This is a genomic window from Faecalicatena orotica, from assembly GCF_905197545.1.
GTDB classification, from domain to species: domain Bacteria; phylum Bacillota; class Clostridia; order Lachnospirales; family Lachnospiraceae; genus Faecalicatena_A; species Faecalicatena_A orotica.
Window position 1 is genome coordinate 21,260 of the sequence record NZ_CAJJZH010000012.1, and the last position, 21,111, is coordinate 42,370.

Sequence of the window (21,111 nt, forward strand, 5' to 3'; positions counted from 1 at the left end):
AAGAGCAAGGGATTTGATTTCATGATAAAAGGGTATGTACAGTAACGATTTCCGTACATACCCCTTTTTATTTCATAAGCGAAGCTCTATTTTATTTTTTTTCGTCTGGTTTTCGTGACCATCAGAATCATGCCGAGGAACAGGAAGGCTATGACCATCCAGGTGATGAAGATGGCCGGGCCCTGTTTGCTGAACATATCATAGTATCCCTTCAGGTAGATGATTACGACGATCCACGGCAGGACATAGGTCATATAACCACGTACTTTTTCCGGAAATTTCATACCTTTTCCGCTGTTTGCCTCCCTGATAAAATTTTTCCAGCCCCATCCGTTTTTATGGGTACAGAAGAGCAGGTATACGACGGAACCGAGCGGCAGGATATTATTCGATACCAGGAAATCTTCGAGGTCCATAATATTTGTCCCTGTCCCGAGCGGCTGGAATCCAGACCAGACGCTGAACCCGAGTATACATGGAATGCTTAAGACCGTAATCAGGAGTATGTTGATCCCTACTGATTTTTTCCTGCTGAAATGGAACAGATCCATGCCAAAGGAAACAATGTTTTCAAATACGCCTACAATAGTAGAGAGCGCGGCAAAGAACAGAAACAGGAAGAACAGGGATCCCCATACCCGGCCGCCCGCCATTTGTGTGAAAATGTTCGGCAGGGTAATGAATACGAGGCCCGGGCCGGCAGCGGGTTCTACATGGAATGCAAAGCATGCGGGGATGACGATCAGCCCGGCCATTAATGCAACAAAGGTGTCCAGAATCACAATGCTTAAGGACTCCCCGGTCAGAGAACGGGATTTGTCCAGATAGCTTCCGAAGATTGCCATGCCGCCCATACCGATACTCAAGGTGAAAAACGCCTGGCTCATGGCACCGAATACAACGTTGCCGATCCCGTTTTCCATCATCTTATGAAAATCCGGCACGAGGTAAAAACGCAGTCCTTCACTGGAACCTGCCAGTGTGACAGAACGGACTGCAAGCACAACCATAATCGCAAGCAGGCAGAGCATGGTTACCTTCATGATCTTCTCCACACCCTTCTGCAGCCCGATGCTGCAGATACCAAACGCAATCAGAACAACGATAACGGTCCACAGCATCAGCGTCCCGGGCGATGCCAGCATATTTTCAAAGCTGGACGATACCTGGTCCGAGGTAACACCGGCAAAGTCACCCTTTGCCATACGGAAGCAGTAGTAAAGCATCCACCCACCCACCATCGAGTAAAACATCACGAGTATGTAATTACCGGCAATCGCAAACCAGCGTGTAAAGTGCCAGCGCGTACCCTCCGGTTCAAGGGCATTATAAGAAGTAGCAATGCTTTTCTGGCTGGCGCGGCCGACACTGAACTCACAGACAATGATCGGCATTCCAAGAATTGCAAGGAAAATCAGATATATCAGAATAAAAGCCGCACCGCCGAATTTCCCCGCCATATACGGGAATTTCCAGACGTTCCCCAGTCCGATGGCACATCCGGCAGAAACCAGAATAAACCCAAGGCGGGAACCAAATTTTTCTCTTTTCATACAAAACCTCCCAAGTTATCAGAAAACGGATCGCAAAGGGGTCAGACCCCTTTGAAATTCTTTTTCGCTTTAAACCACAACAGTATATCACAATGTCGTGGAAAAGGAAATGAAAATATTGTTTTCCGGTCCTTGTCGTTGCATACATTTTATGGTAAGATAGTTGGCAGAATGTTAGTACTTGAGGAGGAAACTATGGCAAACGAGACAGTTTCAAAGAATTTTATTGAGCAGGAAATAGACAAAGATCTGGCAGAAGGTGTGTATGACCATGTCTGTACAAGGTTCCCGCCGGAGCCGAACGGGTACCTGCATATAGGACATGCCAAGTCCATTCTCTTGAATTATGGACTGGCACAGGAATATAATGGAACATTCCATATGCGTTTTGACGATACGAACCCGACGAAAGAGAAAGTGGAGTTTGTGGAATCAATTAAGGAAGATATTCAGTGGCTTGGGGCAGACTGGAAGGACCATCTGTATTTTGCATCCGATTATTTTGATCAGATGTATGAATATGCGGTGAAGCTTATTAAGAAGGGCAAGGCGTATGTATGTGACCTCTCACCGGAGGAAATCCGTGAATACAGGGGGACGCTGACGGAGCCGGGCAAGGACAGTCCCTACAGGAATCGTTCTGTAGAGGAAAATCTGGAATTATTCCAGAATATGAAGGATGGAAAGTACAAGGACGGGGAAAAGGTCCTGCGCGCGAAGATTGATATGGCGTCTCCGAATATCAACATGAGAGACCCGATCATTTACCGTGTCGCACGTATGTCCCACCATAATACGGGGGATAAATGGTGTGTGTACCCGATGTACGACTTCGCCCACCCTCTGGAGGATGCGATTGAAGGAATTACACATTCCATCTGTACTCTGGAGTTTGAGGATCACAGGCCGCTGTATGACTGGGTAGTCAAAGAGTGTGAATTCGTCCAGCCGCCGAGACAGATTGAATTTTCAAAGCTGTACCTGACAAATGTTGTGACAGGGAAGCGTTATATTAAAAAACTTGTGGAAGACGGCATTGTGGACGGCTGGGATGATCCGCGCCTCGTATCGATTGCGGCCCTGAGGAGAAGGGGGTTCACGCCGGAATCGATCAAGATGTTCATTGACATGTGCGGCGTGTCCAAGAGCCAGAGTTCTGTCGATTATGCAATGCTGGAATACTGCATCCGTGAGGACCTGAAGATGAAGAAGCCGCGTATGATGGCTGTATTGGATCCGATCAAGCTTGTGATTGACAACTATCCGGAAGGAGAAGTTGAGTATCTCGATGTGGCTAATAATCTGGAGAATGAAGAACTTGGCAGCAGGAAGGTTCCATTCTGCAGGGAACTTTATATTGAAAGAGAAGACTTCATGGAAGAACCGCCGAAGAAGTATTTCCGTCTGTTCCCGGGCAATGAAGTCCGTCTGATGCATGCATACTTTGTAAAATGTGAAAGCTTTGTAAAGGATGAGGATGGGAATGTTACTGAGATTCACTGTACCTACGATCCGGAGACAAAGTGCGGAAGCGGATTTACAGGAAGAAAAGTAAAGGGGACGATCCACTGGGTACCGGCTCCTTATGCGGTAAAAGCGGAAGTCAGACTTTACGAGAACCTCGTGGATGAAGAGAAGGGGGTTTATAATAAGGAAGACGGTTCCCTGAACCTGAACCCGGATTCTCTTAAGATTTTGAAAGACTGTTATGTGGAGCCGAGTTTCGGTGATGCGAAGGCCTATGACAGTTTCCAGTTTGTCAGAAACGGTTATTTCTGTATTGACGCAAAAGATTCCGCACCGGACGCGCTTGTGTTCAACCGGATTGTTTCGCTTAAGAGTTCGTTCAGATTACCGAAATAAGGAAGCAAAAGTAAACAAGTATCGGGGCATTTCTCTCTGTTGGCAGCCTGCCGGACAGAGATGCTGCCCGGACAAAGAAAAGGGCAGGTCTTGAACAGAAAGAAGACCTGTCTTTTATCGTGAAACGGAGTGCCTGTCAGGATGAATGAGTTGACGATAAATCTCCAGCCCAGGTCGGAGATCCCTTTGTATGAACAGATTTATAACTATATTAAGAAAGACATCCAGTGCGGCCGGATCTTAAGTGGTGAGAAACTGCCTTCTACGCGGTCACTCAGCAAATATCTGGAGGTGAGCCGCAGTACAGTGGAGCTTGCTTACGAGCAGCTTCTGTCGGAAGGCTATGTAGAGGCGGAGCCCTGCAGGGGATACTTTGCATCCCAGATTGAGGAATTGTACCAGCTTAAGCCGGCATCCGGGGAAATCGCTGCCGAGCCTCAAAAGGAGAAACGGTTGTATCCCTATGATTTTACGCCAAATGGGGTGGATCTGAAGAGTTTCCCATACAATGCATGGAGAAAATTATCGAGGGAGTGTCTGTTAGACGACAGGGCAGAGATGTTCCGACTCGGTGAACCACAGGGGGAATATGGTCTGAGAAGTGCGATATGCGGATATCTCCATCAGGCAAGAGGTGTAAACTGCCGTCCGGAACAGATTATAGTGGGAGCCGGGAATGATTATCTGCTGATGCTCTTAACGACCGTGATCGGGCAGGAACACAAGGTGGCCCTTGAGAACCCAACCTATAAGCAGGCATACAGGCTGTTTAAAAATCTGTCTTATGAAGTCTGCACTGTGGACATGGATGAGAAAGGGATGGAGATCGCGAAGCTCACGGCGTCGCAGGCAGACATCGCATTTGTCATGCCGTCCCACCAGTATCCGCTGGGGATCGTCATGCCGATCAAACGGAGGATGTCGCTGCTGAAATGGGCAAATGAGCAGGAAGGGCGCTATATTATCGAGGATGATTACGACAGCGAATTCCGGTATAAAGGCAAACCGATTCCTGCACTCCAGGGCTATGACAATCATGATAAAGTGATTTATATGGGAACCTTTTCGAAATCGATTGCCCCTGCGATCCGTATGAGCTACATGGTTCTTCCCGGGCCCCTGCTGGAGCTGTACCGGGAGCGGAGCAGTTTCTTAAGCTCCACGGTGTCGAAGGTGGACCAGATGATTCTGGAGAAGTTTATCGAAGACGGCTATTATGAGAGGCATCTGAATAAAACAAGGGCACTGTATAAGAACCGCCACGACACCCTGCTCGGGAGCCTTAAGAATCTGCAGGACCGCTGTGAAATTTCAGGGGAAAACGCGGGCGTGCACCTTCTGCTCCATTTCAGGAACACAATGAAGGAGACAGAACTGATGGAGCGGGCGGCTGCGAGGGGAGTGAAGGTCTATGGACTCTCTGAATATTTTATCGGGCCGCATAAAAATGATCAGGCTACGATTCTTTTGGGATATGCCAATATGAATGAGGAAAAGATTCAGGAGGCGGTCAGGATACTGGACGAGGTCTGGCGTTAATACCGCGGTGGCAGAGAAAAAGAAAAACAGGATTGAGGAAAAACCTCAACCCTGTGATGATTACATAAACTATTCTTTTTCTTCAGCCGGAGCTTCAGCGGCTTCTTCCTTACCGGCAGGTTCCTCTGCTTTCGTATCGGAAGCGGCATCTGCCGTCCGTTTGAGCGGGACATATTCCCTATCTGCAACAGGCTGTAGATCACTGTCTAAGTCAAAATCTTCTTCTTCTGTAGAGTCCTGGGTGTCTTCACAACAACTGTCATTGCATCTGCCTTTACAGAAATATGCTATAATGAGGCCGATTGCAGAACCGATAGCTGCAAGACTTATGAACCATTTAAAAAACTTTTTCAATGAATAAGTCTCCTTTCTATGGGATAAATAACTGTAATTCTTTTCTATTGTAATACTTTTTGTTCATAATTACAATATTGGAAATTAAAATAAAGGTAACTGGTTGAAATGTAATAAGAGATAACATATCTGGACCAACGGAAATTTAACATCTGATAAAGGAGCGTGCACAAAGATATATGAATAATAAAACGGCAAATAAAGCAAAAAAACAGGCGAAGAAAGGCATTTTAAGTGTTGTATTCAGCCGGACTGCATTGATTTTTCTTCTGATACTGGTGCAGCTTTTGATGATGGTAGGAATCGCGACATTTCTGAGAGATTATATCATATACGTTTATAGTGCAATCAATATACTGGGGGCCGTAATCGTTATTTATATTATCAACCAGAGGGGAAATCCGGCGTTTAATATGACCTGGGTGCTGCTGATCCTGATATTTCCGGTATTTGGATGCCTGTTCTACATTTATGTCAAGTCACAGCTTGGTACAAGGTATATCGGCAAACGGCTGGCGAAGTTAAAGCTTGATACATATCCATATATGGAACAAAAGCAGGAGATCATCGACGACCTGAGGCTGAGTAAGCCGGCAAATGCCAATCTGGCACACTACATGAAGCACCAGCTCTGTTTCCCTACCTACAGAAATACAAAAGCAACTTTTTTTGCCTGCGGAGAAGAAAAGTTCCCGGTGTTGCTTGATCAGCTTGAGAAGGCGGAAAAATTCATCTTTATGGAATATTTTATTGTAGGGGAAGGGTACATGTGGGATACGATTCTGGATGTACTGAAAAGAAAGGTGAAGGAGGGGGTGGAAGTTCGTTTCATGTATGACGGAATGTGCAGTATTTCCCTGCTTCCCTACAATTATCCGAAGACTATCCGCAAATATGGCATACAGTGTAAAATGTTCAGCCCGATCCGTCCAGTTTTATCCACAACACAGAACAACAGGGACCACAGGAAAATATGCGTTATAGACGGAAAGGTTGGTTTTACGGGCGGAATCAATCTGGCAGATGAATATATCAATAAAAAGGTCCGTTTCGGCTACTGGAAGGATACTGCAATCATGCTGGAGGGTGATGCGGTGCAGAGTTTGACGATGCTGTTTCTTCAGATGTGGAATGCGACGGAGCTGAAATACGGGGAGGAATATAAAAAATACCTGACCCCGATGTCACAGGAGCTTCACAGGGAACTTGGCTTTATGATTCCTTATGGCGACAGCCCGTATGATAACGAGGACGTCGGGGAAGAGGTCTACTTCCATATACTCAATCACGCGAAGAAGTATGTACATATCATGACACCGTACCTGATTCTGGACAATGAGATGATGGATACACTGACGAGAGCCGCCAAAAGCGGGATCGAGGTGGCAGTCATTATGCCGCATATCCCTGATAAATGGTATGCATTTGCCGTGGCAAAAACATTTTACCGGGAGCTGATAGAGGCAGGAGTACAGATATATGAGTTCACACCTGGCTTCGTCCATGCCAAAATATTTGTGTCGGATGATGACACAGCAACGGTAGGAACCATCAATCTGGATTACCGCAGTCTGTACCTGCATTTTGAATGTGGTGTATTTATCTATAACAACCCGGTCGTCAGAGACATTGAGGCCGATTTCCAGAAAACACTGAAGCAGTGCCAGCGGATCACGATCACAGATTTGAATAAGATAAGCCCGTTTATGATGATCTGCGGACGGGTATTACGGCTGATTGCCCCACTAATGTAACTGGAAGTGCACTTTTTCAGAGGGGTCTGACCCCTTTGAAGTTGCTTGTTAAAGAAATAACAATCCCGTTTGGCAAAAAATCGGAAATAACGTTTTACATAATGAAAAAAGTATAGTATAATTCATAGGGCGGTTTGTTCAGCAGGAACAAGACCGCCGGAGTATTTCTGGTTCTCTTACGGATCAGGATGCGGATTGAAATAAGCGATAATGTACGCAGGAGGGTTTGAAATGGTAAAAGCAGTAGTAGGTGCTAACTGGGGCGATGAAGGAAAAGGCAAGATTACAGATATGCTTGGAAAAGAAGCCGACATCATTGTCCGTTTTCAGGGGGGAGCGAATGCAGGCCATACGATCATCAATGATTATGGAAAGTTTGCGCTGCATACACTGCCGTCTGGTGTATTTTATGACCATACAACCAGCATTATAGGTAATGGAGTGGCACTCGATATCCCTGTTCTGTTTAAGGAAATCCAGTCTATCGTTGACCAGGGGGTTCCGGCTCCTAAGATTCTGGTTTCTGACAGGGCGCAGATCGTGATGTCATACCATAAAAATTTTGACGCATATGAGGAAGAACGTCTGGCAGGCAAGTCTTTTGGCTCCACAAAGTCAGGTATTGCACCGTTCTATTCTGATAAATATGCGAAAATCGGTTTTCAGGTAAGCGAACTGTTTGATGATGATCTGCTGAAAGAAAAAGTTGTTCGTGTGGCAGAACAGAAAAATGTTCTGTTGGAGCATTTATACCACAAACCACTGATTAATCCTGACGATTTATATAAAGAATTACTGGAATATAAAGAGATGATCGCGCCATATGTATGTGATGTTTCTCTGTATCTTTACAATGCTTTAAAGGAAGGGAAGAATATCCTTCTGGAGGGACAGCTTGGTTCTCTGAAAGATCCTGACCACGGTATCTACCCGATGGTTACCTCTTCCTCTACCCTTGCAGCTTACGGCGCTATCGGAGCAGGAATCCCGCCGTATGAGATTAAGCAGATTATCACTGTATGTAAGGCTTATTCCAGCGCGGTAGGTGCTGGTGCCTTTGTCAGCGAAATCTTTGGCGACGAGGCTGACGAATTGAGACGGCGCGGTGGAGACGGTGGAGAATTCGGGGCGACAACGGGACGTCCGAGACGTATGGGATGGTTTGACTGCGTGGCTTCCAAATATGGCTGCAGAATGCAGGGGACGACTGACGTAGCATTCACAGTACTGGACGTACTGGGGTATCTGGAAGAGATTCCGGTATGCGTCGGATACGAAATTAACGGTGAAGTTACAACAGACTTCCCTGTGACACATCTTCTCGAAAAAGCAAAACCGGTACTCAAGACACTTCCGGGATGGAACTGCGATATCCGCGGGATTAAGAAGTATGAAGACCTTCCGGAGAACTGCAGGAAGTACATCGAGTTTGTTGAGCAGGAGATCGGATATCCGATCACATTGATCAGCAATGGACCGGGACGTGACGATATTATCTATCGTAAATAACCACAATTGTTAATAGTTTGAATTTATAATGAAAAACAGAACGCTGGGTGTGAAATGCACCGGAGTTCTGTTTTTTTTGCCTTTTTTGTGGTAATTACATGAAAACTATTGACCTTGAAGCAGGTTCAGGGATTACAATAAAGCCAGAAAGAGAGGAGGATGGCTTATGAAGATCAAAGATGTTGAGAGGGCTGTCGGGATCACAAGTGCCAATATCAGATTTTATGAAAAAGAAGGCCTGATCGCCCCGCGGAGAAATAATGATAATAACTACAGAGAATACACAAAAGAAGATGTGGAGCGGCTGCAGCAGATAAAGTTTCTACGTGTATTGGGCGTTTCCGTTCAGGATTTGAGGCTGCTCTTCCAAGGAGAGTATGAGCTGGATGAAATCATTCAAAAACGGCAGGAGGAAATGGAAAAAGAAGCAGAACATCTCCATGAACTTCAGGAGGTCTGCAATACAATATTGAGAACAGGTGTAGATCTGGATCATCTGAATTTCTCCATTCTGGATGAAAAGAGTGCTGGTATAAGAGACCGGCTAGAGCAGGTATTGTACGAAGATGCGGCGGAAGTGGAAATCACAAAGGAGGAGTATTATCGCTATATATGGAAATGGCTGGCAGCGGCCCTGCTGCTGGATACAGTACTTTGTTATCTTTTCTCGGGAGTGATGGAAAAGATCCTATTAATGGGAAGCGCTGAAGTCCATCTGGGTCCGTCCATGATATATCTGGCGAGAGACTTTTGGATTGTTCCGGTTTTGTTGCTGCTCGCCGTGTTCACGGCACTGTCTACAATCTGGACGGCTAAAATGTGGGCACTGTATATGAATTTTATATTAGCGGCGCTGGAACTGCCTTTGTTTGTATTTACGCTGAAATGGATTGTCGATAAAGATTTGAGCGGTATTCGCTTCAAAAGTGCAGGATTATTTGCAGCAGCGGCCCTTTTTGTGGTCATCTTCGGACTATGTCTGGACAGGTTTGAAAAAATGGACAGAAACTGCGGGTACGGTGCATTGGGAGCACTGGTCTATTCAGGGGGAATCGGCCTGTTGTACTACTTCAACGTGAAAGACTGGGTGTACTGGAGCGTACTCCTGCTGGCCTTTCTGATGTATATTTCCGTAACGACCGTGATGGGGAGCAGGGATAGGATTTCGTATACGAAGTTCGCGGGAATCGTTACGGCAATTAATACTGTTAACTTTGTCGCAGTGATGATTGCGGCCTATGGAAACACAAAAAGCTGGCGCAGGGACGGAAAAGTATTCCGATAGGAAAAATAAGAAATTAATAATATTTGATAATAGAAACTTTAGATTTCTTCCATAACTCTGACACAATTGAAAGGTACAATGAATTCATGCTGACGGGGATGAAAAAATGATTGCCAAATATCGTTTTTTTCAGCATATTTCAGGGTGAGTATTCATATAATAGTAAAGCTGAGGCTTATTAAGAAAAGGAGGTATTTTCATGCGTCAGAACAACAATGGAAGAACTCAAGAGATCATTTCGATGGAAGAATACCTGGTAAGAAGACAGGAAAAGAGAAGGGCTGAGATTGCCAGCGAACCAGCAGGCAAAAGCAGAGCAGCAGATATGAACGCCGCTCTGGAACTTGCACAGATGTACGTATAAGAGGTTACTGATCCTCATCTGGGTCATCCGGTCTTTTCTTTTGAGACAGACGATAAACTAAATTATAAGCATACAACAGAACGGGCAGTAAAATGGTAGCTGCGATGGAAGCCTTAAGCAGATCCATAGATGCAGAATGGTCAACAAAAGCGAAAATCAACGTACTGCCGTATAAACATATAAGAAGAACTGCGCCAATCAGGGCAAAAATGCGTTTAGATTTTTTCATAATAAATCCTTTCTATCCAATACATAATGTAAAGATAGATTTATTATAACTAAAAAGAGCGTGTATTTCAAACAGGAATTGAGGGAATGTACGCGAATGTGGTGAACTTTAATGTATTCCCGCTTCGCAGACTTCCCTCAAATTCATGTTTACTATCAGGAAATTTTGTTATATAATGGGAGCACGAGCGAAATTAAGATAAAAGGAGTTATATACAATGAGTGAGAAATGTTTATTAGATCAGTGGCGTGATATGGCCTACAACAAGGAACTTTCAAAGGACCAGCTGGAGCAGTTCTGGGGAACATATTTCAATATTGAAAAGGGAATTTACGAGCAGCTTCTGGATGCTCCTGATGTAGAAGTAAAAGGAACTGTAGAAGAACTGGCTAAGAAATACGGACAGGAAGTCCTGACTATGGCAGGATTTCTGGATGGAATCAATGACAGCCTGAAGGTTCCGAACCCGATTGAGACGATGGATGCGTCTACGGAAGTAAGTCTTGCATTTGACAAGGAAAAGCTGTACAAGAACATGGTTGATGCAAAAGCGGACTGGCTGTATGAACTGCCACAGTGGGACAATCTGTTTGACGAAGAAACGAAGAAACGCCTTTACCGTGAGCAGAAGCAGTCCGGTACGATCCGTAAGGAGAAGAAGATTGGAAGAAATGATCCATGCCCGTGCGGAAGCGGCAAGAAGTATAAAAAGTGCTGCGGGAAAAACGCATAACAGCTGATGAAGTTATATTTTTTCCTGACAGGATGTTTTTGTCTGATATATTACTTGATCCTATGTTTGTACTCGAGAAAATGGAATTCAACATTCACTGTTTTCTGGCCGCTTCTCGGAGCGGTGCACCTGATTCTTGGTTTTCTGCCTCTGGCGGGAGAAATCAGGAGGGGACTGGCCGTTTTACTAATACTGATATGGGCCGTGTTTCTGTTCGTTGAGGCGCAGATTATAAGGGTTATGTTTAAAAATCTCCAGGACTCTGTCCCGTATATCATTGTACTCGGGGCACAGGTGCGGGGAAGGCGGATTACGGATTCGCTGAAACGCAGACTAGATGCGGCCCTGATTTATCTGGAACAAAATCCGGAGACTAAGGTGATTGTGTCCGGCGGACAGGGGAAGGGCGAAGACATATCCGAGGCGGAAGCGATGGCTGGGTATCTGCAGTTACACGGGATTCGTGAGGAACGGATTATACACGAGGATACATCTACATCGACGTGGGAAAACATGAAGAACAGCAGCCGCATCATCGGGGACTTAGACTTAGGGACTGCAGTTGTGACGAATAATTTCCACCTATACAGGGCACTTCAGCTCGGGAAAAAGGTGGGATTTCAGAATCTATACGGGATCGCGGCAAGCTCCAGCCCGGTCTTCCAGATCAACTATCTTGTGAGGGAATTCTTTGGAGTCGTTAAAATATGGCTTTTAAAAGCAGCCGGGCGGTAGCATTCCTTCATCGCGGAAAGTGGTTGACAAATTTTGAGAAACTGTTAAAATATTAATGCAAACAGGAAATCGGTGTAATCTTCCGGCCAGACCGGAAACTGGTAACTATAGAAATAAGTCTGTAAGGCGTAGTCTATGAGCAACCCTCAAAGATTACCGCCTTTTTCTTTTTATTAAAAAAAATACTCCGCAGGCATGTCCGTCTGGCTCATTGCCCGCGGGAATAAAAGGAGGACTTATTTTATGCCAAAAACAAGATTACAGGGAATTTTATTTGGAGTGTTGATGTCCATTACAATGGCATATGGTATGGAAGTATACAATATAGCTGTAAAGATGGGCTACCATACCATGCCTGGCGGGTTCAGCAATATGACGAACAGGGTATTTCTGGATGCACTGGTCGAGGCCGCATATATGTGGATTTTTGTATTCATTTTTTCAAACCTGTGGGGGAACCGGCTCGGACACAAACTTGCCGAACGGGTCATCCGCCACGGGCAGGACAATCCGTTCTATATCACGCTCATGATTTCGGGCTGTACCGTGCTGGTGATGTGCCCGACGATGAGTCTGGTTGCCGCAATTCTGTTTAATGTCATACTGGCACACGCACCAGTCAGCCAGCTTCCGGCCATATGGGCCGGGACCGTGATTAAAAACTTTCCGATGGCGCTGCTCTGGAACCTGTTCGCAGCAGGCCCTCTTACACGGCTGATCTTTAGGAATCTCATAAAGGCGGGCCGTATAGTGAGGGAAAGAAGAACACCGGGACTCGATTACGAAAATCTGGTTGACAAAAATAACCGTGATGTTATAATGGACCTAGATTCGAAATAGTAATAAATGAATGCGATGACGAGACGAGTAGAATGTGAAAGGATACAGAGAGGGAAAGCCCCGGCTGGAAGCTTCCTATCGTGGAAACATTTGAAAACTACCTCCGAGCGGCTGAAAACAGTCCGGTGATTCCGTTACCATCAACTATGAAGTGGTTCTGGCACATATCTGCCAGCTCAATTAGGGTGGAACCGCGAGGCTTTTGATGACTCGTCCCTTTCTGTATTTTTTACAGGGAGGGACTCTTTTTTATTTCATAGGCGAAACTTTATTTTTATTTCTTATTATAAAAATGAGCTTATCTTGAAAGGAGTGGGAATTTGAAAAGTATTTATGATAGTTTTGAATTGAATAATGGTGTAAAAATCCCCTGTGTCGCATTCGGCACCTATAAAGCGGCAGAAGGGAAGACTGCCGGGGTGATCGGTACCGCGATAGAGGCAGGATACCGATATTTTGATACGGCGTCTTTCTATGGAACGGAAGCATATCTGAAAGAGGCGATGGAAAACAGCGGAATTCCAAGGGACGAATTCTTTATTGCATCTAAGGTATGGAAGGATGAGATGGGGTATGAGAACACGAAGAAGGCGTTTCATGCCACACTGGACAGGCTGGGAACGGATTATCTGGATCTTTACCTGATCCACTGGCCGCTGCCCGAGCCGGGATACGCAGATTGGAAGGCACTGGATCTGGATACATGGAAGGCGATGGAGGAACTGTATAAGGAAGGGCTGATCCGTGCAATCGGGCTGAGTAATTTCCTGCCGCACCATATTGAGAATATCTGGCAGAACTGTGAGATATACCCGGCAGTGGACCAGATCGAATTCCATCCCGGATATTCACAGGAGGCTGTCCTTTCTTATTGTCAGGATAAGGGGATTCAGGTTCAGGCATGGAGCCCTCTGGGCAGGGCGCGCTTATCGGAAGAGTCCCTTATCCTTGAGCTGGCAGAAAAATACGGGGTTTCTGCTGCCCAGCTCTGTCTCAGGTATGCACTCCAGAGGAATGTCATACCGCTTCCGAAGTCTTCCTCGATAGAGCGGATGAAACAGAATCAGGATATATTTGATTTCGAAATTACTGTGGAAGACATGTACAGGCTGGCAACAATGCCACAGACAGGATGGTCAGGAGAACATCCGGACAGGGAAAGAGTATAAAAAATAAAATAGGAAAAGAGAGGAAAAAGAATGAAGATTACATTAAAAGATGGATCCAGCAGAGAATATGCAGAGAGCAAATCCGTAATCGAGATTGCGGCTGATATCAGTGAAGGCCTTGCAAGGGTCGCAACGGCCGGCGAAATCAACGGAGAAGTCGTTGACTTAAGAACGATGGTTGACCAGGACTGTGAACTGAGTATCCTGACATTTCAGGATGAGAAAGGAAAGGGCGCGTTCCGCCATACTGCGTCTCATATCTTGGCACAGGCAGTCAAGAGATTATATCCGGATACAAAGCTTGCGATCGGACCTTCAGTGGCAGACGGATTTTATTATGATATTGACAGAGAAACTCCACTGACTGCGGAAGACCTGACAAAGATTGAAGCCGAAATGAAAAAAATTGTAAAGGAAAATCTTCCAATTGAGCAGTATACGAAGCCAAGGGAAGAGGCTATCGCATATTTTAAAGAAAAAGACGAACCATATAAAGTAGAACTGATTGAAGATCTGCCGGAAGATGCAGTCATCAGCTTCTATTCCCAGGGAGAGTTTACAGACCTGTGTGCAGGTCCGCACCTGATGACTACGAAACCAGTAAAGGCATTCAAGCTTACAAGCCTTGCCGGCGCTTACTGGCGGGGGAGCGAAAAGAACAAGATGCTCCAGAGGATTTATGGCACGGCGTATCCAAAAAAGGCAGAACTGGATGAGTATCTGACCATGCTGGAAGAAGCAAAGAAGCGTGACCACAGAAAACTTGGGAAAGAGCTTGGACTTTTCATGATGAGGGATGAAGGACCGGGATTCCCATTCTTCCTTCCAAAAGGAATGGTTTTGAAAAATACCCTGCTTGATTACTGGAGAGAGATTCACTTAAGAAACGGCTATGTGGAGATTGCAACCCCGATCATGCTGAGCCGCCACCTCTGGGAGACATCAGGACATTGGGACCACTATAAAGACAATATGTATACAACGGTAATTGACGAGGAAGATTTTGCCATCAAACCGATGAACTGTCCGGGAGGAATTCTGGCTTACCAGTCAGAACCGCGTTCTTATCGCGACCTTCCTCTTCGTATGGGAGAACTTGGCCTTGTACACCGCCATGAAAAGTCCGGACAGCTCCACGGACTGATGAGAGTCCGGTGTTTCACGCAGGATGATGCCCATATCTTCATGATGCCGGAACAGATCCGCGATGAGATCAAGGGCGTTGCCAGACTGATTGACGAGGTTTACAGTCTGTTTGGCTTTAAGTACCATGTGGAACTCTCTACCCGCCCGGAAGACAGCATGGGAAGTGATGAAGACTGGGAAATGGCAACAGATGCCCTGCGTGGTGCGCTGGATGATCTGGGACTTCCGTATGTGGTAAATGAAGGAGACGGTGCATTCTACGGACCGAAGATTGATTTCCATCTGGAGGATTCCATTGGAAGAACTTGGCAGTGTGGTACGATCCAGCTTGACTTCCAGCTGCCGCTTCGTTTTGAACTGGAATATACAGGGGCCGACGGGGAAAAACACAGGCCGATCATGATTCACCGTGTTGCATTCGGTTCAATCGAACGTTTTATCGGTATTCTGATCGAACATTTTGCAGGAGCATTCCCGACCTGGCTTGCACCGGTACAGGTGAAGGTACTGCCGATTTCTGACAAATATATGGACTATGGCAAAAAAGTCATGGATACATTAGCTGCGGCGGGAATCCGGGCAGAGCTTGATACGCGTGCCGAAAAAATCGGATATAAGATCCGGGAGGCACAGATGCAGAAGGTTCCGTATATGCTCGTCGTGGGGGCAAAAGAAGAAGAGGACGGGCTTGTATCAGTCAGAAGCCGGTTTGAAGGTGACGAAGGCCAGAGCACACTGGATTCTTTCCTTACAGATATCAGGGAAGAAATCGCGAAAAAGACTGTGCGCGAAGTGAAAACACAGGAATAATTTCAGGACCGGCGGGGCATAATGATACTGATTTCATTAATAAGAAGGAGGTATGATCATGCCAGAATTAAAATGTACTGTACAGACATGTGTACACAATAAGCAGTTTTTATGTGACCTTGATAAAATTCAGGTAGGCGGAAACCAGGCTAAAACAGCAAGAGAAACATGCTGTGACAGCTTCCAGGAGAGAAAAGGGGACAGCGTTTCCAATAGTTATACAAACAGCTACAGCGATGTAACAGGAAAGGCTTCAGATTGCAGCTGCATCGACTGTAAAGCGACAGAATGTATGTATAACGACAACTGTGAATGCCATGCCGGTAAGATCAGCGTAGAGGGAAGCAATGCCTGTCATTGTGAAGGAACAGAATGTGCAACATTTAAGTGCAAAGGATGAGAAGAGTAAAACGCTTGGTAAAAGTGGAGATTGAAAAAGCAGGTGCCGGTTTGAACCGGTATCTGCTTTTTTACGCAGTCCACCTATATTTTGTTCTTTCAGGAATAAGATTCTTTCTCCGGAGTGATGCTTCATGGTTGACTATAATAAGCGGAACGCGCTATAATCATAATATCTGTAAAAAGGAAGGAATTGTATTAAAAAATGAGCGAATTAAAAGAAAGTCCGGAGAAAGAGCAAAAAAAAGAAAACAGCGGTTATTATGCGGCAAGACCTTCTTTTGGTAATAGCGGCCCGTCCAAGTTAAGGCAGAAGTTCAGCAGGGGGATGACAATTTTCGTTGTTATTGCTGCCTGTATTGTTTTTTATTTTGCCCTGCTTAGGCTTCCGGCCATATCCGGGGTATTTAAGGAAATATTCCACGTTCTGAAACCTGTCGTCTATGGTCTGGGGATTGCGTATCTTCTAAACCCTATTGTGAAATTTGTGGAAGCACACTTAAAGCCTGTTCTGGAAAAGAAATTAACAAAGCCAAACCAAATCCATGCGATTGCGCGGGGGACAGGAATATTTGCGGCCGTCGCGGTCCTGCTTCTAGTGATCATTGCCCTGTTTAACATGATGATACCAGAATTATACCGTAGCATCAGGGATATGGTGGTGACGGTTCCAAGTCAGCTGAACCAGCTTGTTGATACGATCATGGAGATGAATACGAAGAATACAACGCTGAATCAGCTGCTGACGAATATCCTGAAGGAAGCCACGGATTATGTCCAGAACTGGATGCGTACAGACCTGCTGACACAGATCAACATCGTGATGTCGAATCTGACCGTCGGTGTGATCAATATTGTCAGTGAAATACTGAATGCACTCATTGGGATTATTATATCGATTTATGTCCTGTTTAGTAAAGAACAGTTTGCAAGCCAGTGCAAAAAAGGGGTATATGCAATTTTTAAGCCCTCACATGCAAACATGATTCTTCATCTGACAATCAAGAGTAATGAAATATTTGGCGGGTTTATCATAGGAAAGATTATCGACTCTATTATTATCGGGGTTTTGTGTTTTATCAGCCTTTCTGTCTTAAACATGCCTTATACACTGCTCGTCAGCGTAATTGTAGGTGTTACAAATGTCATCCCGTTTTTCGGCCCATATATCGGAGCGATTCCGAGTGCAATTCTAATTATGCTGTCAGATCCGAAGATGGGAATTTATTTCATTATCTTTATCCTGATTTTACAGCAGCTGGACGGAAATATCATCGGACCAAAGATCCTCGGGGACTCCACGGGTCTTTCCGCTTTCTGGGTAGTGTTTGCAATCCTGTTAGGCGGGGGACTGTTTGGATTCGTGGGCATGATTCTGGGTGTTCCGACTTTTGCAGTAATCTACTATATTGTGAACATGCTGGTAAATCACAGACTGGAAAAAAAGAAGCTTCCTACGGATACGGGCTCTTACGGTGAGAGGAGTTTTGTAGATTCGGACGGAACATATGTACATTCTGATGACAATCCCGAAGTAGCGGAGCCCCGGGAACATTCAAAGGATAAGAAAGAGCCGGAAGATCAGGGGAATTCGGATGAACTAAATAATAGGAAAGAACAGAAGATAAAAGAACAGAAGACGAAAGAAGAAAAGGAGAATAAAGATGCCGATAAGAGTACAAAATGATTTGCCGGTAAAAGAAATACTGGAACAGGAAAATATATTTGTCATGGATGAGTACCGCGCTGCACATCAGGATATCCGTCCGATCAGTATAGGGCTCTTGAACCTGATGCCTTTAAAAGAAGATACGGAACTTCAAATTCTACGGTCCCTGTCTAATACGCCGCTGCAGGTGGATGTGACTTTTGTGCGTGTAGGCAGCCATGTGTCCAAGAATACATCAACGAGCCATATTTACAAATTTTATGAGGCGTTCAGTGATATCAGGAATAAAAAGTTTGACGGATTCATCATCACAGGGGCCCCGGTAGAACAGATGCCTTTCGAGGATGTGGACTACTGGGAAGAACTCAAGGAAATCATGGAGTGGACAAAAACCAACGTTACTTCAACACTCCATCTGTGCTGGGGTGCACAGGCAGGGCTGTACTATCATTTCGGGATTGATAAAGTAAAACTCCCGCATAAAATGTTCGGAGTATTCCGCCACCATGTCAGAAACCGTAAGATTCCACTCGTAAGGGGATTTGACGACATTTTTTATGCGCCTCATTCCAGACACACGACCGTACCGCAGGAACTTCTGGAGGCGGATGAGAGGATAACTATTCTGGCCGATTCAAAAGAGGCGGGCGTTTTCCTCTGCATGGCGCAGGAGGGGCGTCAGATTTTCGTCATGGGACATCCGGAATATGACCGCATAACACTGGATACGGAATATAAGAGGGATAAAGGCAAGGGACTGGATATCCAGGTGCCTGTCAATTATTATCCGGACGATAATCCGGAGAACAAGCCGGAATTGATATGGAGGGCACATGCGAATAATCTATATACGAACTGGCTCAATTATTATGTTTACCAGCTGACGCCTTATGATTTGTATGGGACGCCGTTTTAATATATTGTCCCTGCCATACCTCTAAGTTCAGTTGATAATTTAATAGACTTTACACTAGCCAGTATGGTATAATACATAACACACTAACTAAATCAATACATACCATACAAAGTGAGGTGAGATATATGGCATTATCAAGTGAGGACTTACAGGCGATCAGCCAATTATTTAACAAACGTTTTGACGAGATAGATACAAAGCTATCCCAAATGGCAACCAAGGACGATATCCAGAGATTAGACAATCGGGTCAGTACATTAGACGATAAAGTCAGTACATTAGATGATAAAGTCAGTACATTAGACGATAAAGTCAGTACATTAGATGATAAAGTCGATGCCACAAAGCAAGAGCTTATTGACCGCATAAATAAGCTGGAGACAGATGTACTCAATACTTGTTTAGGTTATACAGATGAACAAAACGAGATAATCACAAAAAAGCTTGACGATATTCAGAGTACGGTCAATACGGCTGCCAAAATCAAGACGATAGATAATTCTGTATATGAAATAATTAATAAACGCTTTGAGAAGGTGCAAAAAGAGATAGACGAAATCAAGTTAATGATATCATAAGCACCATAACTACATATACCACGCAATCAAAGAGTGTAATGCCCATTAAGTTATTATGGCGTTACACTCTTTTTATATTGTCATACTACAAAGAAAGCTGCTAATTTAAAAAGCTCTATACAGATAGTTCAAGATAATTAATCCCAACGTTCATTTAATTCCATTTACTTATCATCAAGCGAAAGTTAAAATAAGACTATCGAAAACAACAAAAGTTCCGCGGACGGTGAACCAACAAGAGACAGGTAAACTTTTGTAATCGTTCAGACAGGCCTGCCTGAACGGTTACAAATTTTCTGATAAGAGGAGGAAAGAGGAATGAAAAAAACGGCGATGAAAGCGACAGGTATCATTCTGGCGGTGTCCCTGTTAGCCGCTGGCTGCGGCTCATCAGGCGGTTCTTCGGAGGACGCGAAAAAGAACGATGGGGGAAAGAAAGAGAATGTGACACTGACGGTTGAGGCGAGTCAGGAAATAGTAAACAATATACCATATGCATTCAGCGAAGAGAATATAAAAGCCTTTGAAGAAAAATATCCGGAGATTAAGGTGGAGCTGGTACTGAACCCGGATGCACAGAATACGTCTATACTCCAGACGAAACTGGCTTCCGGACAGCCTTCGGATTTAATTTGTTACAATAAGGTTTCGGCAGAGAATGAACTCGAAATCGCAAAAAACTGTGTTGATTTGTCGGGAGAGCCATTTGTGGGGAACCTTGCGGATAAAGAGATATTAACGGCACCTGACGGAAACATTTATGGATTTGCTTTCGCAGTAAAAACAGGTGGAATGGGAGTTGTGTATAATAAGGACCTCTTTGAGGAGAAGGGGATAGAAATTCCAAAGACCTACGATGAATTTACCGCAGTGTGTGAGAAACTCAGTTCACAGGGGATCACCCCGTTTTATGGACCTTTTAAAGATGTGTGGACGTTTCAGATGTGGACGACTTCGACATGGGGGTATTACGCGGCAAAATCAGAGCCGGACCTTTGGGACAGGCTGAATGCAAATGAGATAGGCTGGGATGAGGTTCCTGCTTTACAGGAAAGTCTGGAAAAGGCCTACAATCTCTATAAAGACGGTTATATGCAGAGCACCGTCCTCTCAGATGACTATAATAGTATTCCGGCGGCCATGAGCAGCGGGGAGTATGCGATGACGGTAGGTTCCAATACGACAGTCAGAGATTTGCTGAATGCATATCCGGATATTCAGTTTGACATGTTTCCATATCCGGTGTATGAGGGCGAAGAGGAATACCTCACGATCAGCCAGCTGGATGCAGAATTTTTCATACCGAAAGATGCAAAACATATTGAGGAAGCAAAGAAATTCCTTGATTTTATGGCACAACCAGAACAGTGCGACACGGCCCAGAAGGCAGCCTCTTTTGTCCCGAATGTGAAAGGGGCAAAGGAACCTGAATTTGATGATTTTGAAGGCCGGCTGTACGAGGAATATAATAAAACAGGAAAGACAGTGCTGGAAATGAATGCCTATATGAAAGTGGATCTGAATGACCTCTGGGTATATTTCCAGGATATGTTCGCAGGAGCTAAGACACCCGAAGAAGTACTCTCAGCGTGGGATGCTACTTTCGAGGAATTGATGAAAGCAAAAGGGATAGAGAATTTCTAAATGTCTTAATAAATATCAGGCA

The 21,111-nt window shown here is 44.9% G+C and carries 19 protein-coding genes; 16 read left to right on the top strand and 3 right to left on the bottom strand.

The features are described from left to right. Positions 1 to 86 precede the first annotated feature (86 nt). Entirely contained in the window at positions 87 to 1,553 is a 1,467-nt protein-coding gene (locus ABIN22_RS20325) for a sodium-dependent transporter (protein ID WP_109730547.1), read from the bottom strand. Positions 1,554 to 1,748: 195 nt separating this feature from the next. Here ABIN22_RS20325 and ABIN22_RS20330 point away from each other — a divergent pair, with 195 nt between their 5' ends. Together ABIN22_RS20330 and pdxR are read left to right on the top strand one after the other, a co-directional pair. Continuing rightward, positions 1,749 to 3,416: a glutamine--tRNA ligase/YqeY domain fusion protein gene (locus ABIN22_RS20330; RefSeq protein ID WP_109730546.1), complete on the top strand. Its 1,668-nt coding sequence runs from the start codon at positions 1,749 to 1,751 to the stop codon at positions 3,414 to 3,416. Between the two features lie 141 nt (positions 3,417 to 3,557). Then, the gene (pdxR, locus tag ABIN22_RS20335) at positions 3,558 to 4,955 is read left to right on the top strand and encodes a MocR-like pyridoxine biosynthesis transcription factor PdxR (RefSeq protein ID WP_346910810.1); all 1,398 of its coding nucleotides are present in this window, start codon (positions 3,558 to 3,560) and stop codon (positions 4,953 to 4,955) included. Positions 4,956 to 5,024: 69 nt separating this feature from the next. On the opposite strand, the gene ABIN22_RS20340 is transcribed toward pdxR, so the two are convergent. Next, positions 5,025 to 5,309 carry a hypothetical protein gene (locus ABIN22_RS20340; protein ID WP_109730544.1) on the bottom strand — a complete coding sequence of 95 codons (285 nt, stop codon included), beginning with the start codon at positions 5,307 to 5,309 and terminating at the stop codon, positions 5,025 to 5,027. Between the two features lie 179 nt (positions 5,310 to 5,488). On the opposite strand from ABIN22_RS20340, the gene cls reads away from it, so the two are divergent. The 4 genes from cls (at position 5,489) to ABIN22_RS20360 (ending at position 10,221) form a co-directional block, all read left to right on the top strand. Beyond that, positions 5,489 to 7,063: a cardiolipin synthase gene (cls, locus tag ABIN22_RS20345; protein ID WP_346910812.1), complete on the top strand. Its 1,575-nt coding sequence runs from the start codon at positions 5,489 to 5,491 to the stop codon at positions 7,061 to 7,063. A gap of 231 nt (positions 7,064 to 7,294) precedes the next feature. Further along, positions 7,295 to 8,572, top strand: a complete 1,278-nt coding sequence (locus ABIN22_RS20350; RefSeq protein ID WP_109730542.1) for an adenylosuccinate synthase — start codon at positions 7,295 to 7,297, stop codon at positions 8,570 to 8,572. A 166-nt stretch (positions 8,573 to 8,738) separates the two neighbouring features. Next, positions 8,739 to 9,857: a helix-turn-helix domain-containing protein gene (locus ABIN22_RS20355; RefSeq protein WP_346910814.1), complete on the top strand. Its 1,119-nt coding sequence runs from the start codon at positions 8,739 to 8,741 to the stop codon at positions 9,855 to 9,857. Between the two features lie 199 nt (positions 9,858 to 10,056). Next, a complete protein-coding gene (locus tag ABIN22_RS20360; protein WP_181368620.1) occupies positions 10,057 to 10,221 on the top strand; it encodes a hypothetical protein in 165 nt (54 codons plus the stop codon). Between the two features lie 4 nt (positions 10,222 to 10,225). Here the strand turns inward: ABIN22_RS20360 and ABIN22_RS20365 are convergent, their stop codons facing one another. Continuing rightward, positions 10,226 to 10,450 carry a hypothetical protein gene (locus ABIN22_RS20365; protein WP_109730540.1) on the bottom strand — a complete coding sequence of 75 codons (225 nt, stop codon included), beginning with the start codon at positions 10,448 to 10,450 and terminating at the stop codon, positions 10,226 to 10,228. Positions 10,451 to 10,667: 217 nt separating this feature from the next. On the opposite strand from ABIN22_RS20365, the gene ABIN22_RS20370 reads away from it, so the two are divergent. The 10 genes from ABIN22_RS20370 to ABIN22_RS20415 all read left to right on the top strand — a co-directional run bounded on the left by ABIN22_RS20370 (position 10,668) and on the right by ABIN22_RS20415 (position 21,089). Then, positions 10,668 to 11,183 carry an SEC-C metal-binding domain-containing protein gene (locus ABIN22_RS20370; RefSeq protein WP_109730539.1) on the top strand — a complete coding sequence of 172 codons (516 nt, stop codon included), beginning with the start codon at positions 10,668 to 10,670 and terminating at the stop codon, positions 11,181 to 11,183. A gap of 66 nt (positions 11,184 to 11,249) precedes the next feature. Continuing rightward, entirely contained in the window at positions 11,250 to 11,918 is a 669-nt protein-coding gene (locus ABIN22_RS20375) for a YdcF family protein (protein WP_242995984.1), read from the top strand. Between the two features lie 243 nt (positions 11,919 to 12,161). Beyond that, on the top strand, positions 12,162 to 12,758 hold the full coding sequence (locus tag ABIN22_RS20380) for a DUF2798 domain-containing protein (RefSeq protein ID WP_109730537.1): 597 nt from the start codon (positions 12,162 to 12,164) through the stop codon (positions 12,756 to 12,758). Positions 12,759 to 13,078: 320 nt separating this feature from the next. After that, the gene (locus ABIN22_RS20385; RefSeq protein WP_346910817.1) at positions 13,079 to 13,927 is read left to right on the top strand and encodes an aldo/keto reductase; all 849 of its coding nucleotides are present in this window, start codon (positions 13,079 to 13,081) and stop codon (positions 13,925 to 13,927) included. Positions 13,928 to 13,957: 30 nt separating this feature from the next. Further along, a complete protein-coding gene (gene thrS / locus ABIN22_RS20390) occupies positions 13,958 to 15,883 on the top strand; it encodes a threonine--tRNA ligase (RefSeq protein WP_109730535.1) in 1,926 nt (641 codons plus the stop codon). A gap of 58 nt (positions 15,884 to 15,941) precedes the next feature. Continuing rightward, positions 15,942 to 16,283, top strand: a complete 342-nt coding sequence (locus ABIN22_RS20395; protein WP_109730534.1) for a DUF1540 domain-containing protein — start codon at positions 15,942 to 15,944, stop codon at positions 16,281 to 16,283. Between the two features lie 204 nt (positions 16,284 to 16,487). Further along, positions 16,488 to 17,969: an AI-2E family transporter gene (locus ABIN22_RS20400; protein ID WP_109730533.1), complete on the top strand. Its 1,482-nt coding sequence runs from the start codon at positions 16,488 to 16,490 to the stop codon at positions 17,967 to 17,969. Beyond that, positions 17,947 to 18,867: a homoserine O-acetyltransferase MetA gene (metA, locus tag ABIN22_RS20405; protein WP_346910820.1), complete on the top strand. Its 921-nt coding sequence runs from the start codon at positions 17,947 to 17,949 to the stop codon at positions 18,865 to 18,867. Before ABIN22_RS20400 ends, metA begins: the two co-directional genes overlap by 23 nt. Positions 18,868 to 18,992: 125 nt before the next feature. Beyond that, positions 18,993 to 19,445, top strand: coding sequence for a hypothetical protein (locus ABIN22_RS20410; RefSeq protein WP_346910822.1), 453 nt, complete (start codon positions 18,993 to 18,995; stop codon positions 19,443 to 19,445). 318 nt (positions 19,446 to 19,763) lie between these two features. Next, complete coding sequence (locus tag ABIN22_RS20415) at positions 19,764 to 21,089, top strand: ABC transporter substrate-binding protein (RefSeq protein ID WP_346910824.1); 1,326 nt, start codon at positions 19,764 to 19,766, stop codon at positions 21,087 to 21,089. The last annotated feature ends 22 nt before the right edge of the window (positions 21,090 to 21,111 follow it).

Coding starts and splice junctions, on each gene's coding strand:
- ABIN22_RS20395 (WP_109730534.1), top strand. CDS start 15,942: ATGCCAGAATTAAAATGTACTGTACAGACATGTGTACACAATAAGCAG.
- ABIN22_RS20365 (WP_109730540.1), bottom strand. CDS start 10,450: ATGAAAAAATCTAAACGCATTTTTGCCCTGATTGGCGCAGTTCTTCTT.
- ABIN22_RS20415 (WP_346910824.1), top strand. CDS start 19,764: ATGAAAAAAACGGCGATGAAAGCGACAGGTATCATTCTGGCGGTGTCC.
- ABIN22_RS20330 (WP_109730546.1), top strand. CDS start 1,749: ATGGCAAACGAGACAGTTTCAAAGAATTTTATTGAGCAGGAAATAGAC.
- ABIN22_RS20400 (WP_109730533.1), top strand. CDS start 16,488: ATGAGCGAATTAAAAGAAAGTCCGGAGAAAGAGCAAAAAAAAGAAAAC.
- ABIN22_RS20325 (WP_109730547.1), bottom strand. CDS start 1,553: ATGAAAAGAGAAAAATTTGGTTCCCGCCTTGGGTTTATTCTGGTTTCT.
- thrS (WP_109730535.1), top strand. CDS start 13,958: ATGAAGATTACATTAAAAGATGGATCCAGCAGAGAATATGCAGAGAGC.
- ABIN22_RS20380 (WP_109730537.1), top strand. CDS start 12,162: ATGCCAAAAACAAGATTACAGGGAATTTTATTTGGAGTGTTGATGTCC.
- ABIN22_RS20350 (WP_109730542.1), top strand. CDS start 7,295: ATGGTAAAAGCAGTAGTAGGTGCTAACTGGGGCGATGAAGGAAAAGGC.
- cls (WP_346910812.1), top strand. CDS start 5,489: ATGAATAATAAAACGGCAAATAAAGCAAAAAAACAGGCGAAGAAAGGC.
- ABIN22_RS20355 (WP_346910814.1), top strand. CDS start 8,739: ATGAAGATCAAAGATGTTGAGAGGGCTGTCGGGATCACAAGTGCCAAT.
- ABIN22_RS20410 (WP_346910822.1), top strand. CDS start 18,993: ATGGCATTATCAAGTGAGGACTTACAGGCGATCAGCCAATTATTTAAC.
- ABIN22_RS20360 (WP_181368620.1), top strand. CDS start 10,057: ATGCGTCAGAACAACAATGGAAGAACTCAAGAGATCATTTCGATGGAA.
- pdxR (WP_346910810.1), top strand. CDS start 3,558: ATGAATGAGTTGACGATAAATCTCCAGCCCAGGTCGGAGATCCCTTTG.
- metA (WP_346910820.1), top strand. CDS start 17,947: ATGCCGATAAGAGTACAAAATGATTTGCCGGTAAAAGAAATACTGGAA.
- ABIN22_RS20370 (WP_109730539.1), top strand. CDS start 10,668: ATGAGTGAGAAATGTTTATTAGATCAGTGGCGTGATATGGCCTACAAC.